This is a genomic window from Variovorax sp. AC194, assembly GCF_979257995.1.
In genome coordinates this window covers 2081786-2093976 of the sequence record NZ_OZ409823.1, presented here as the reverse complement: position 1 = coordinate 2093976, position 12191 = coordinate 2081786, and the positions used below count along the sequence as shown (strand labels likewise).

The window sequence follows — 12191 nt, the reverse complement described above, 5'->3', positions numbered from 1 at the left end:
AATGGAATGTCAGTCAGCCGCCGACACGCGGCGCGGGATCGAAGTGAACGAACTGCGGCGCCCCGAAGGCTTCGCGCGATGCGGCCGACAGCGCCTGCTCGATGCCCTGCGCGCCGAGGCGTTCGCAGGAGGCGGTGTCTTCGCTGCACTGGCGCAGCAGTGCGGCCAATGGCGCGGGTGTGCGTGTACCGAAGCCGGGGTCGCCGGCCGCGCCGCCGTGCAGCACGGCGCGCACGGTCCACGCAGCTTGCGCGAGATCGCGCGCCGCCGCGGCCGCATGCGCGGAACCCGAGGCCTGCCGCGCCTCTGACCAGCCGACGATCAGCACGCCGTGGTCGCGCGGATGCACGAGTGCATGCGCGGGCGAAAGGTCGCGGTGCGTCCAGCCGGCGCCGTGCACGAAGGCCAGCACCTCGAGCATGCGGCGCCAGATCCACACGGCGTGGCGCGCGTCGATGCCTTGCGGGTTGGCCTGCTGCACGTCCTGCAGGCTGCCCCAGAAACCGGTCGGATGGCGCAGCACCAGCGCCTGGCGCTTGCCGTCGCCCAGGCCCTCGGCGATGCCCGTGCCCAACGGTTGCGGCAGCCGGCGCGTGAAGTAGGCGGCGCCAGGAACCGACAGGTTTTGCAGTGCCTGCAGCACCGCACCTTCGCGCAGCAGCACATCGTTGTCCGATACCTCGCGCGCGAGCTTCAAGGTGACGCGCTCGGGCACCGCGCCAAGCCGTTCGGCCAGCAGCACTTCGCTGTGCTCGCCCAAGCCCAGCGGCGCCAGCACACGGTAGCGCGCGCCGCGCCATTGCACGATGCGCCCGCTCGCCGTGCCCGCATTGGCACGCCGCAAGGCCGCGCGGAAGCTCTCGCGCTCCACCGTTTCCTCGCCGCGCGTGATGGTCGCGCCGCAGTAGCTGCAGTTGACGGTGCGCCACCGCGCGGCGCGCGGCAACGGCGCGGAGCATTGCGGGCAGCTCAGTGCGAGCAATGACAGCATGGCGCCTCGTGCCTGCCTATTCGTCGCGCGGCGCCGCGGGGTCGGGCGAGGCCAGCACGCGGTCGATGCGGCGGCCTTCGAGCGCCACGATCTCGAAGATCCATCCCGCGCATTCGATGCGTTCGCTCACCCCAGGCAGGCGGCCCGACACCGACATCAAAAGGCCCGCCACCGTGTTGTAGCGGCCGCGCTCTTCTTCGGGCAGTTCGCGGATACCGAGGCGCGCACGCAACTCCGACACGGGCATGAGGCCGTCCAGCTCCCACACGCCATCGGGGCGCTCCCGCGCCCAGGCGTCGGTCTGCATGCCGGGCTGCAGCTCGCCGGTGATGGCTTCGAGCAGGTCGCGCGGGGTCATGAGGCCCTGCACCACGCCGTACTCGTCGACCACGAACACCAGCCGGCCGGCGCGGGCGCGGAACTGCTCGAGCAGCTCCATGCCGGTGAGCGTCTCGGGCACGAACACCGCGGGCGTGGCCTCCTGGCCGAGCACGCCCTTGTGGGCGGAACCCAGGCGCAGCAGGTGCGCCACGCTGATCACGCCGACCACGTCGTCCAGCGAGTTGCGGCAGACGGGGTACCACGAGTGCACGAGGTTGAGCGCGGCGGCATCCGCCACCTTCTGCAGCGCCTGCGATACGGTGTTGGAGGCGTCGAGCCATTCGATGTCGGCGCGCGGGATCATCAGCGACGACAGGCGCCGGTCGTCCAGGTGAAACACGTTGCGCACCATCTGGTGCTCGTGCTGCTCGATCACGCCGGCATCCACGCCTTCTTCGAGGCTGGCCGAGATTTCTTCTTCGGTCACCGAGCGCGCCGCATTGGCATCGATGCGCAGCACCTTGAGCATCGTGGCCGTGGCGCCGGCCAGCAGCCACACGAAGGGCTTGGCGCCCTTGGCCAGGCCCCGCATCGGGCGCGACACCCAGCGCGCCACCGGCTCGGGATACAGCTGGCCGATGCGCTTGGGCACCAGCTCGCCGAAGATGATCGTGAAGAAGGTGATGCAGGTCACCACCACCGCGGTGGAGGCGATGCTGGCGGTGCCCGCGCCCATGCCAACGCTTTCCATCCACACCGCCAGCGGCGCGGCGAAGGCGGCCTCGCCGACGATGCCGCTCAGCATGCCGATCGAGGTGATGCCGATCTGCACGGTCGAGAGGAATTGCGTGGGCGATTCCATCAATTTCAGCGCGGCGGCCGCGCCGGTGTCCCCCGTTTCGGCCAGGGCTGCGAGGCGTGCGCGCCGGCTGGTTGAAAGGGCCATTTCGGACATTGCGAACACCGCATTGAGGGTGGTCAGCAAGGCCAGCAGGAAGACATCCATGAACAGGGGGAGAGAATGAGGGAATGGCACTTTACTGTATCGGCGACGTGCAGGGCTGCGACCCTGCCCTCGGGCGGCTGCTCGGCGAGATCGATTTCTCCCCCAGCCGCGACACCCTCGTGCTGCTCGGAGACCTGGTCAACCGGGGGCCGGAATCGGCCGCCGTGCTGCGCCGCGTGCAGGGCTACGGCGCCTCGGCGCAGAGCCTCCTGGGCAACCACGACCTGCACCTGCTGGGCGTGGCGCACGGCGCGCGCAAGGCCGGCCGCAAGGACACGCTGGCCGGCCTTCTGGCCGCGCCCGACAGCGAGGCGATGCTCGACTGGGTGCGCCACCAGCACATGGCGCTGCACATGCAGGTCGGGGGCGGCGACCTGCTGATGGTCCACGCCGGCGTGCTGCCGCAGTGGACCGTGGGCGACACGCTCGCTCTCGCGTCGGAGGTCGAATCGGTGCTGCGCGGCCCCGCGCTCGGCGATTTCCTCCTCACCATGTACGGCGACGAGCCCGCGCAATGGAGCGACGCGCTCACCGGCAGCGCGCGCCTGCGCGTGATCGTCAATGCGCTCACGCGCCTTCGCTACTGCACGCCAGAAGGCGAGATGGAGTTCGAGACCAAGGACGGCGCCATCCCCGCCCCCGAGGGCCTCCTGCCCTGGTTCGACGTGCCGGGCCGCAAGACCGCGGCCGCCACCGTCGCCTTCGGCCATTGGTCCACGCTCGGCTGGCTCTCGCGGCCCGACCTGCTCTCCACCGACACGGGCTGCGTCTGGGGCGGCTGCCTGAGCGCGGTGCGCATCGGCGCGACGCTGGCCGAGCGCGAACTGATCCAGGTGAAGTGCGAAGCGGCGCAGAAGCCCGGCAAGCAGGCCTGAAAGGAGGGGGTGGTGAGCGCCCCGTTCGCTCAGAGCCCGTGCGTCATCAGCGCGTAGACCGTCTGCACGCCCGTCACGTAGTTGCCCATGCGCAGGTTCTCGTTCGCCGCGTGCTGGTTGTTGTCGGCGTTCACCAGCGGAATGATCGCGAAGGGCACCTGCAGCACGCGCACGATTTCCGCCGTCGGCACGGTGCCGCCCATCATGCGGATGCGCACCGGCGCGGGCGTGGCGCCGAAGGTGTCGGTCAGCGCCTTGTAGGCCCATTGGCCGATCGGTGAATTGATCGGCGAGCCCGCCGCGTCGGCGCCCTCGCTGCGGTAGCTGAAGCTCGCGATCTTGTCGTAGCGGGCGCGCTCCTCGTCGGTGGGCGCGCCCTTCACGAGGTGGTAGCCCTGCTTGACGATGTGCGCCTCGATCAGCTTGCCCAGGTACGGCGCATCGGAATCGGGCGTGGTGCGCAGGTCCATCTCGGCCTCGGCCTTGTCGGGGACGATGTTCGCCACCTTGTCGCCCACGGCGGCCGAGGCCATGCCGCGCACATTCAGCGAGGGGTACTGCATCGCCTCCTGGTAGTTGGCGCCGACGCGGTCGGTGCGCGCGATGCCCAGGCGCCGCTTGAGCGCCACCTCGTCGTCGGGCACGGCGGCCATGATCTTGCGGTCGGCCTCGCCGATCTTCACGTGGTCGTAGTAGCCGGGAACGGTCACCCGCCCCGTGTCGTCCTTCATCGAGGCCAAGAGGCTCGCCAGGCGCTGCGCCGGGTTGGGCGCGTAGTTGCCGTAGTGCCCGCTGTGCAGCGGCACCTTGGCGCCGTACACGGTGAGCCGCGCGTCGGCCGCACCGCGGTTGCCGAACACCAGCGTGGGCCGGTTGGTCGCGTGCATGGGGCCGTCGTGGATCACGATGGCGTCGCTGCGCAACAGTTCGCGGTGCGCCTGCATGACCTGGCTGATCGAGGGGGAGCCCTTTTCTTCCTCGCTGTCCAGGATCACCTTCACGTTCACCGCCGGCTGCCCGCCGCCGGCCTTCAGCGCATCGATGGCGGCGAGCATCATCATGATCGGGCCCTTGTCGTCGGCCGAGGCCCGGCCGAACACGCGCCACTCGGGGTCGAGCGGGCCGCTGAAGAGCGGGGCCGAATCGATCTCTTCCCACTCGCCCTTCTCCGTCTTGCGCTTGAGCACGGGCGTCCACGGGCTCTTTTGCGCCCACTGCGCGGGAATGACCGGTTGGCCGTCCAGGTGCATGTAAAAGAGCACCGTCTTTCGCGCGGGGTCGCTGCCCGGGAACTCGGCGTAGAGCATCGGCTTGCCGTTGTTGGGCAGCTGCTGCGTCTTGAAGCCGCGCTTCTGGAAGGCCTGCTCCAGCCAGTCGACGTTCTTGCGGATGTCTTCCGGCACGGTGGCGTCGTTGGGCAGGGCCAGCAGGTCGAAGTACTCGCGGTAGGTGGCCTGCGCATGGCGCTCGGCAAGGGCCGGGGAGAGTTCGGCCGCGCCTGCGAGGCCATGGGCCAGCAGCAGGACGGCCGTGGGCACCAGTGCCATCAGGCGGCGGGTGTTTCGGGGGGAATGAGCGAGCGCGAAATCGATGGGCATGGATGGCAGCGGAGAAGGGAGCAGGACGAAGGAGGGTTGTCTGTGCAGCATAAAAAGCGCGCACCTTTTCGGCAATTGCTATTTTCTTGAGCTACCTTTGCATTTCCCGCAAACCTCGCGCACCGCCGCCCCAACTCCCAATGCCAAGCCGCCGCCTCCAGGAAACCTCGCTGCGCTACTTCCTCGAGGTGGCCCGCACCGGCTCGCTCACCGAGGCGGCCGCGCGGCTGAACGTCAGCATCTCGGCCGTGAGCCGCCAGGTGGCCACGCTGGAAGCGCTGCTCGGGGTGCCGCTCTTCGAACGCCGCCCGCGCGGCATGGTGCCCAGCGCCGCGGGCGAGCTGCTGGCGGCGCACGCGCTGCGCGGCGCGCTGGAGGCCGAGCGGGTGCTCTCGGACATCCAGGCGCTGCAGGGGCCGCTGAGCGGGCGGGTGCGCATCGCCTGCTCTTCGGGTTTCGCCAACGAGTTCCTGCCGCGCACCATCGCGGCCTTTCGCGAGGAGTACCCGGGCGTGCGGTTCCGGCTCGATGCCACCGGCCCGACGCAGGTGAGCGATGCCGTGCTGCTCGGCGAGGCGGACATCGGCCTCACCTACAGCCGCGCGGCGGTGCGCGGCATCCGGGTCGCGCATCGCCAGCCGGCGTCGGTGTTCGCGATCATGCGGCCCGACCATGCGCTGGCGAAGTCGCGCAGCGTGACGCTCGCGCAGATGCACCCCTTTCCCATCGCGCTCAGCAGCCCCGAGAACACCGTGCGCCAGCTGTTCGACGTGGGCTGCAGCAACCGCGGCCTCGTGTTCGAGCCCGTGCTGGTGAGCAACCGCTTCGAGGCGCTCGCCAATTTCGTGCTGCATGGCGGCGGCCTCGCCATCACCGGAGAGATCACCGTGCGCGAGCGCGTGCAGCGCGGCGAGCTGCACGCGGCCGAGATCCGCGAGCCCGGCATGCGCGGACGCGCGGTCGAGCTGCAGACGCTGGCCGACCGCACGCTGCCGGAGGTGGTGCGCACCTTCCTGGCTTACCTGCGCGAGCAGTTGCCCGAGCCGGGCGCGCATGCGGCGGCGAAGAAGGCGCCCGCCAGGAAGCCGGCAAAGGCGCGCAAGGCCGCGTGAGTTCCGCCCTCAGTCCGCGCGCGGCAGCCGGAACTTGTCCAGCGCCATGCGCTGCTTGCCCTGCGCGTCGAAGTTCTCCGGCGCGAGCCAGCGCTCGAAGGCGGTGCGCAGCACGGGCCATTCGCTGTCGATGACCGAGAACCAGGACGCGTCGCGGCTGCGGCCCTTGTAGATGCTGTACTGCCGGAATACGCCCTCGGCCTGGAAGCCCAGGCGGGCTGCCGCGCGCTTGGAGGGCTCGTTGAAGCTGTCGCACTTCCATTCGTAGCGCCGGTAGCCCAGCACGTCGAAGGCCAGCTTCATCAGCAGGTACTGGGCTTCGGTGGACGTGGGCGTGTGTTTCAGCAGCGGCGAGAAATTGACGTGCCCGACCTCGATCACGCCGTTCGCCGCGTCGATGCGCATCAGCGCGAGCGTGCCGACCGCCCGGCCGCTCTGCCTGTCGATGACGGCGAAATGCAGCGGATCGGTGGTTTGCGCAAGGCGCTCGATGTGGGCGCGCATGGCATTCGGATCGGCGGGCCGCTCCACGCCCAGGTAGGTCCAGTCGCGGGCATCGGGGGCCTGCGCGTAGGCGGCGTGCAGGTCGTCGGCGTGCCCGGTCGCGTTCACGGGCTCGAGCGTGCAATAGCGGCCTTCCAGGGGCTCGCGCGGCGGCAGCGGGCGGGCGCTCCATTCGGGCATGAGGGGGCCGAGGGACTGGCCGAATTCGTTGTGGCGGGCTGGCATGGGATGAAGCGTCTTTCAAGGATCGAGGAAGCGGCGAGGCCGGAGAACGCTAAAGTACGTCCACCGTGGCGCCATGAGAAGTGCCACGATGCGCTCATTTCGTGGTGCCACGCCCGCCCCTCGCTTTCATGCCCAACCCGCCAGACCTCGCCGCACTGCTCGAATCACCGCTCGCCAGGGACCGCGACGCCGGCCCGATGCAGCGCCAGCTGCACGAGCGCCTGAAGCGCGCCATCCTCGACGGCCACCTCGCCCCGGGCAGCCGGCTGCCGGGCTCGCGCGCGCTGGCCGAGGCGCTCGCCATTTCGCGCAACACCGTCACCGCCGCCTACGAGCACCTGGCCGCCGAGGGCTACGTGCAGCCCGACCGCCAGGGCACGCGGGTGACCAAGCTGTCGTCGCCCGCCCTGCCCCGGCGCGCCGGCAAATCGGCCGTCACGCCCGCCACGCCCGCCACCGCGCGGCGCCTGGCCGCCATCAAGCCCGGCACGCCCTTCACCGAACCCGACGCGGCCCTGCGCCCCGGCGTGCCGGCCCTCTCGCACTTTCCCGCGGCCGCCTGGCGGCGCGCGCTCGACCGCGCCATCCGCACCGCGAGCCCGGCCACGCTCGGCTACGGCAACCCGCTGGGCGAGCCCCGGCTTCGCGCAGCCATCGCGCGGCACCTGGCGATCGCGCGCGGCGTGCGCTGCGCGCCGCGGCAGGTCGTCATCGCCGAAGGCGCGCAGGAGGCCATCTCGCTGTGCGTGCGGCTGCTGTCGAACCCCGGCGAAACGGGCTGGATCGAAGAGCCCGGCTACCGCGGCGTGAAGTCGGCCATGCGCGCCGGCGACCTGCGCATGGTGCCCATCCGCGTCGATGCCGAGGGCCTCTGCGCGAGCGCGCGGGACTGGCGCGAGCACCCGCCGCGCCTGGTCTACACGACGCCCTCGCACCAGTACCCGGCCGGCGCGGTGCTGAGCATCGCGCGCCGGCTCGCGCTGATCGCTCAAGCGCGAGCGCACGGCGCCTGGATCATCGAAGACGACTACGACAGCGAGTTCCGCCACACCGGCGAGCCCATCGGCGCGATGCAGGGGCTGGTGCCCGATGCGCCCGTGCTCTACATCGGCACCTTCAGCAAGACGATGTTCCCGTCGCTGCGGCTGGGCTTCCTCGTGCTGCCCGAGCAGCTCGTGGCCGGCGTGCAGGCGCCGCTGGAGGAAATGCTGCGGGGCGGCCACCGCCACGAGCAGCTGGCCATGGCCGACTTCATCGAGAGCGGGCAGTTCGGCCGGCACCTGGGCCGCATGCGGCGGCTGTACCGCGACCGGCAGCAGGCGCTGCGGCTGGCGCTGACCCGGCACCTGAAAGTGCCGCACGAGATCGATGGCGGCTACTGCGGCCTGCACCTGACCGTGCGCCTGCCGCCCCGCTTCGACGACCGGCAGATCGCCGCCGAGGCCCTGCGCCATCACCTGGCGCCCGTGGCCCTGTCGAGCTTCGCGGTGCAGCCGCTGCCGTCGGACAACGGGCTGGTGCTGGGCTACGGCAACACGTCGGCGGAGCTTTTCGAGCCGCTGGTCAAGCGCCTGTCGCAGCTGGCGCGCGCCGCGGAACGCAGCGGCGCCTGACGCGCTCGCACGAGCTGGCGGAACCGGCCATTGCTATTGCGCGCGGCCCGCGTCCCAGCTCAGCAGGCCCAGCTCCATCGCCTTGCGGACCGCCCGGGTCCGCGAGTTGACGTCCAGCTTGCGGTAGATGCTCTTGATCTGCGTGTCGATGGTGTTGCCCGAGCGGCTGAGCGCCTGGGCGATCCGGCGGTTGGTCCACCCCTGCGACACCATCTGCAGCACCTGCAGCTCGCGCGGCGACAGCGGCCCGCCCGACGGCGCGTCGCCCGCGGGCGATGCGCCGTCCGTGCGCGGCTTCGTCTCGATGGCCGAAGGCGCCCGGGATTTCGCGGCCGCGGCGATCAGGGCCAGCATGTGGCGCGCGATGCGCGTGGCGCCGGGCGCTTCGCCGCGCTCCATGGAAAACATCAGGGCGGCCAGTTCGTCCTCGTCGGCCTCGTTGTAGAGATGACCGAACGTACCTGCAGTGGCGGCGGTTGCAACAGTTGCAGAGGGATCGGTTTTTCCTGTGGGCATTTCAGTACTCGCTCGCTCAAGAAATCGGGTTCGGCCATGCGGCCGCGCGAAGGCAAGAGTGGTCGCACCGGTTCGGCGGACTTGACCGTCCGTCTCAGTTATTGAGAGAATTCCGTCGGTTCTGCGCTTTTTTTAACGGTTTTTCCCGTTCATTGGTGCAGGAATCTCGCCGTCGCAGCTCGCGAACTTTCCCTCCCAATGACCCTTCTGCCCCCCCGAGGCACCTCCCCGGCCTCCTTGCTTGCGGCACACGGCGGCGGCGTGGCGCACAGCCACTTCAGCGTGCTGGGCGAGCCGCGGCAGCGGCAACTGCTGGCCTGGCGGGAGCGCGTGGGGCACGTGATCGACGTGCTGCCGTCCAAGGCCGACGTCGAACAGCCTTTCCGGGCGGAGATCGATCGCTACAAGGTCGAGGGCCTCCTCTTCACCGACTGCCGCTCCGACGCGATGCTGCTGGAGCGCTCGCTGGCGCGCATTTCCACGGACAGCGTGCGCGACTACGTCTTCCACGTGTTCGCCGAGGGCGGCGTCGACGACATCGCGCTGCGGCACGGCGCGTCCGCCGCCATCCCCACCGCGAAGATCCTGGCGCTGGACATGAACCAGCCGGTGCGCATGCGGCGCAGCCACTGCCGGGTGCTCACCTTCTTCGTGCCGGCCGCGCTGGTGCAGGAGACCTTTCCCGACCCCGAGGCCATCCACGGCCGCACGGTGCAGGACACGACGCCGCTCACGCGGCTGGCGCTCGAACACGTGGCGGCGCTCGGGGCGAACATCTCCGCCATGACCGCCGCCGCGGCCGACAGCGCCGTGCGCACGGCCGCGCAGCTGGTGGTCGCGGCCTTCGGCAAGCAGGCGGGCCTGAGCGGCAATGCGCGCTCGGCGGCACGGGCGGCGCTGTTCGGCCGGGTGCGGCGCCACATCCAGGCGAACCTGCACCGGGCCGAACTCACGCCCGAAGGCGTGCTCAACGCGCTGCACCTGCCGCGCCCCACGGTCTACCGCATGTTCCAGCACGAAGGGGGCCTGGGCGCCTACATCCGGCACCTGCGGCTGCGCCAGGCCGCCGACGAGCTCGCCCGCTACCCGCACATGATGGTGACGGACGTGGCCTATGCGGTCGGCTTCAAGAGCGCGTCGGACTTCACCCGCGCCTTTCGCCGGGCCTATGGCATGGCACCGCAGGAGTTTCGCGCGCTCTCGCAGACGTACCGGGCCGATCCTCCAGACCCCTGGCAACTGCCGTCCGCCTGACCCGCGGCACCTGACCTGCGACGCCTAGCCGGCGACGCCGAAGCCGGTGTCGAACGTGCCCTTCACATCGAGCGGCTGCTTGATGAGCCCCACCTGCCGGTAGAAATCCGCCGTGCCCTGCTGGTCGGCGATGACCTGCGCGTCGATGGCCACCCACTTCTGCTGGCGCCGCTCGAACTGCAGCTTCGCCGCCTCGGGCGGGATGCCGATGATGCGGGCCAGCGCGGCCGAATAGGCATCGACGTTGCGGTACGACCAGAGCTGCGCCTTCACCACGCGCTGCAGGAAGTCCTGCAGCACCGGCCGCTTGGCCGCGATGGCCGCGTCGGTCGCGGCGAGGTAGCTCAGCCCCGGCAGCAGCCCGCGCCCGCTCACCAGCACGCGCGCATGGCGGCTCACCTCGGCCAGCGCGGTGTAGGGCTCCCAGGTGGCCCAGGCATCGACCGAGCCCTGCGTGAGCGCGAGCTTGGCGTCGGCCGGCGCGAGGAAGCGGAGGTTCACCTCCTCGGGCTTCAGCCCCGCCGCGGTGATCGCCTTCAGCGTCACGTAGTGGCCGATGGAGCCGCGGTTGGTCGCGATGCTCTTGCCCTTGAGGTCGGCCGCGCTCTTGAGCGGCGAATCGGGCCGCACGAGCACTGCGGTGCCGTAGGAGTCGGAGCGGTTCGCGCCGATGGCCTTGACGCGCGTGCCCGCGGCCAGCGCGAAGATCAGCGGCGCATCGCCGATGGGGCCCGAATCGACCGCCGCCGCATTCAGCGCTTCGGCCAGCGGCGCGGCCGCGGGGAATTCGGACCACTGGATGTCGTAGCCGAGCCCCTCGAGCCCGCCGGCCGCTTCGAGCAGCGCGCGCAGCCCGCCCTTCTGGTCGCCGGCCTTGAGCACCGGGCGGCCCTGGGCGCGGGCCGGCAGCGAGAAGGCGGGCAAGGCGGCGGCCGTGGCGGCGGCGAGGCCTTGGGTGAGGAGCTTGCGGCGTGAGGTGTCGAGGTTCGAGGTCATGGGTTCGGGTCCGTTGAAAAAGTCAGTGAATGAAGCCGCCCTTGACGAAGCGCACGGGCTCCGCGTCCATGCGGGCAATGAGTGCGCCCAGCCCATCGGCGGGCAGTGCGGTGCCGCTCGCCGACGCGGCAGGCGCGCGTTCGCTGCGGCACAGCAGGTCGTCGTCGGACCAGCCCGCCTTGCCGGGCTCGCCGCGCGCGCGCAGCCAGCCGTCGCGGTCGGCGATGAGCTGCGTGCCGGCGAGGCGGTCGGTGCCGGCGATGAGAGCGAGCGCCTCCCAGGCGGCGGGCGAATCGGCCACGCAATCGGCTGCGGCCGGCGCGGCTTCCGAAGGCGCGACCAACTGGACCGTCACGAGCCGCGGGTCTTCCGCCGGCGCGGCGTTGCCTGCCACGATGCGCACGCGCTGCCCGCGCCAGCTCGCGAGCAGCCGCGGCGGCTGCGCGCCGCAACGCACCGCCATGTCGGGCAGGCCGATGGGCTGCGGCCAGTTGCCGAGCGCCCGCAGGCTCTGGCCCGCGCCTTGGGCTTTCATGTAGTCGATCAGCGCCCAGGCGTCGGCTTCGTCCAGCCGCGCGGCGAAGCCGGGCATCGTGGGCTGCCGCTGCGCATCGCGCGTGCCGTGCAGGATGCGCCAGAGCAGGTCGCCATCGGCGCGCCGCCACAGCAGCGGGCCGCTGAGGTTCGGCGGCCACACCGCGAGCGAAGCGGCCAGCGGCCCTTCGCCCTTGCCGTCCGCGCCATGGCAGGCCACGCAGTTCTGCGCATAGAGCACGCGGCCCTTGGCAATGGAGGCGGCGGTGAAGCCCGTGGGCGACGACTGGAAACTCGTCGGCGTCGCCGGCACCAGCACCACGTGCGCCTCGGGCCAGGGCGCTGCGATCAGCAGCATCGGCACCAGCGCGAAGAGGTAGAGCCGCGGACGCCGCCAGGCCAGCGCAAGCAGCAACGCCAGCGCCGCGACGGCCACGCACACCAGCGTCCACGCGAGGCTGCGTGCCTGCCCGGCATCGATCAGCAGGTTCTCGCCCGAGAGCCGCAACGCCCACGGCCACGCCGGCTGGCCATGCGCCTGCGCTGCGAACCCTAGCGCATCGAGCACCCGCAGCAGCTGCAGCTGCGCGCCCTGGAGCAGGCCGATCAGCAGGTTGAGCCAATCGGCCTCGGGCGTGCTGTTCAT

The 12191-nt window shown here is 71.0% G+C and carries 11 protein-coding genes; 4 read left to right on the top strand and 7 right to left on the bottom strand.

All coding sequences use genetic code 11. The features are described from left to right. Positions 1-13: 13 nt before the first annotated feature. The gene (locus ACZYRS_RS10060) at positions 14-991 is read right to left on the bottom strand and encodes a protein kinase family protein (RefSeq protein ID WP_463419120.1); all 978 of its coding nucleotides are present in this window, start codon (positions 989-991) and stop codon (positions 14-16) included. A 16-nt stretch (positions 992-1007) separates the two neighbouring features. Then, positions 1008-2318, bottom strand: coding sequence for a hemolysin family protein (locus ACZYRS_RS10055; protein ID WP_198786901.1), 1311 nt, complete (start codon positions 2316-2318; stop codon positions 1008-1010). Positions 2319-2341: 23 nt separating this feature from the next. Here ACZYRS_RS10055 and ACZYRS_RS10050 point away from each other — a divergent pair, with 23 nt between their 5' ends. Continuing rightward, complete coding sequence (locus tag ACZYRS_RS10050) at positions 2342-3193, top strand: symmetrical bis(5'-nucleosyl)-tetraphosphatase (protein WP_463419119.1); 852 nt, start codon at positions 2342-2344, stop codon at positions 3191-3193. Between the two features lie 29 nt (positions 3194-3222). On the opposite strand, the gene ACZYRS_RS10045 is transcribed toward ACZYRS_RS10050, so the two are convergent. Beyond that, positions 3223-4791 carry a M20/M25/M40 family metallo-hydrolase gene (locus ACZYRS_RS10045; RefSeq protein WP_463419118.1) on the bottom strand — a complete coding sequence of 523 codons (1569 nt, stop codon included), beginning with the start codon at positions 4789-4791 and terminating at the stop codon, positions 3223-3225. A 140-nt stretch (positions 4792-4931) separates the two neighbouring features. On the opposite strand from ACZYRS_RS10045, the gene ACZYRS_RS10040 reads away from it, so the two are divergent. Further along, complete coding sequence (locus tag ACZYRS_RS10040) at positions 4932-5903, top strand: LysR family transcriptional regulator (RefSeq protein ID WP_463419117.1); 972 nt, start codon at positions 4932-4934, stop codon at positions 5901-5903. A 9-nt stretch (positions 5904-5912) separates the two neighbouring features. Here the strand turns inward: ACZYRS_RS10040 and ACZYRS_RS10035 are convergent, their stop codons facing one another. Further along, a complete protein-coding gene (locus ACZYRS_RS10035) occupies positions 5913-6632 on the bottom strand; it encodes a GNAT family N-acetyltransferase (RefSeq protein WP_463419116.1) in 720 nt (239 codons plus the stop codon). A gap of 128 nt (positions 6633-6760) precedes the next feature. Between ACZYRS_RS10035 and pdxR the strand changes: the two genes are divergently transcribed. Next, positions 6761-8245, top strand: coding sequence for a MocR-like pyridoxine biosynthesis transcription factor PdxR (gene pdxR, locus ACZYRS_RS10030; RefSeq protein ID WP_463419115.1), 1485 nt, complete (start codon positions 6761-6763; stop codon positions 8243-8245). 33 nt (positions 8246-8278) lie between these two features. On the opposite strand, the gene ACZYRS_RS10025 is transcribed toward pdxR, so the two are convergent. Then, positions 8279-8761 (bottom strand): response regulator transcription factor, encoded by a 483-nt coding sequence (locus ACZYRS_RS10025; RefSeq protein WP_463419114.1) that lies wholly within the window; start codon positions 8759-8761, stop codon positions 8279-8281. Positions 8762-8959: 198 nt separating this feature from the next. On the opposite strand from ACZYRS_RS10025, the gene ACZYRS_RS10020 reads away from it, so the two are divergent. Beyond that, the gene (locus ACZYRS_RS10020; protein ID WP_463419113.1) at positions 8960-10015 is read left to right on the top strand and encodes an AraC family transcriptional regulator; all 1056 of its coding nucleotides are present in this window, start codon (positions 8960-8962) and stop codon (positions 10013-10015) included. Positions 10016-10039: 24 nt separating this feature from the next. Here the strand turns inward: ACZYRS_RS10020 and ACZYRS_RS10015 are convergent, their stop codons facing one another. Together ACZYRS_RS10015 and ACZYRS_RS10010 are read right to left on the bottom strand one after the other, a co-directional pair. After that, complete coding sequence (locus tag ACZYRS_RS10015; protein WP_463419112.1) at positions 10040-11011, bottom strand: ABC transporter substrate-binding protein; 972 nt, start codon at positions 11009-11011, stop codon at positions 10040-10042. Positions 11012-11033: 22 nt separating this feature from the next. Beyond that, positions 11034-12191 (bottom strand): c-type cytochrome, encoded by a 1158-nt coding sequence (locus tag ACZYRS_RS10010; protein ID WP_463419111.1) that lies wholly within the window; start codon positions 12189-12191, stop codon positions 11034-11036.

Bases quoted from the DNA above. Each gene is read 5' to 3' on its own strand.
- ACZYRS_RS10060 (WP_463419120.1), bottom strand. From the start codon at position 991: ATGCTGTCATTGCTCGCACTGAGCTGCCCGCAATGCTCCGCGCCGTTG.
- ACZYRS_RS10055 (WP_198786901.1), bottom strand. From the start codon at position 2,318: ATGGATGTCTTCCTGCTGGCCTTGCTGACCACCCTCAATGCGGTGTTC.
- ACZYRS_RS10050 (WP_463419119.1), top strand. From the start codon at position 2,342: ATGGCACTTTACTGTATCGGCGACGTGCAGGGCTGCGACCCTGCCCTC.
- ACZYRS_RS10045 (WP_463419118.1), bottom strand. From the start codon at position 4,791: ATGCCCATCGATTTCGCGCTCGCTCATTCCCCCCGAAACACCCGCCGC.
- ACZYRS_RS10040 (WP_463419117.1), top strand. From the start codon at position 4,932: ATGCCAAGCCGCCGCCTCCAGGAAACCTCGCTGCGCTACTTCCTCGAG.
- ACZYRS_RS10035 (WP_463419116.1), bottom strand. From the start codon at position 6,632: ATGCCAGCCCGCCACAACGAATTCGGCCAGTCCCTCGGCCCCCTCATG.
- pdxR (WP_463419115.1), top strand. From the start codon at position 6,761: ATGCCCAACCCGCCAGACCTCGCCGCACTGCTCGAATCACCGCTCGCC.
- ACZYRS_RS10025 (WP_463419114.1), bottom strand. From the start codon at position 8,761: ATGCCCACAGGAAAAACCGATCCCTCTGCAACTGTTGCAACCGCCGCC.
- ACZYRS_RS10020 (WP_463419113.1), top strand. From the start codon at position 8,960: ATGACCCTTCTGCCCCCCCGAGGCACCTCCCCGGCCTCCTTGCTTGCG.
- ACZYRS_RS10015 (WP_463419112.1), bottom strand. From the start codon at position 11,011: ATGACCTCGAACCTCGACACCTCACGCCGCAAGCTCCTCACCCAAGGC.
- ACZYRS_RS10010 (WP_463419111.1), bottom strand. From the start codon at position 12,191: ATGAACAGCACGCCCGAGGCCGATTGGCTCAACCTGCTGATCGGCCTG.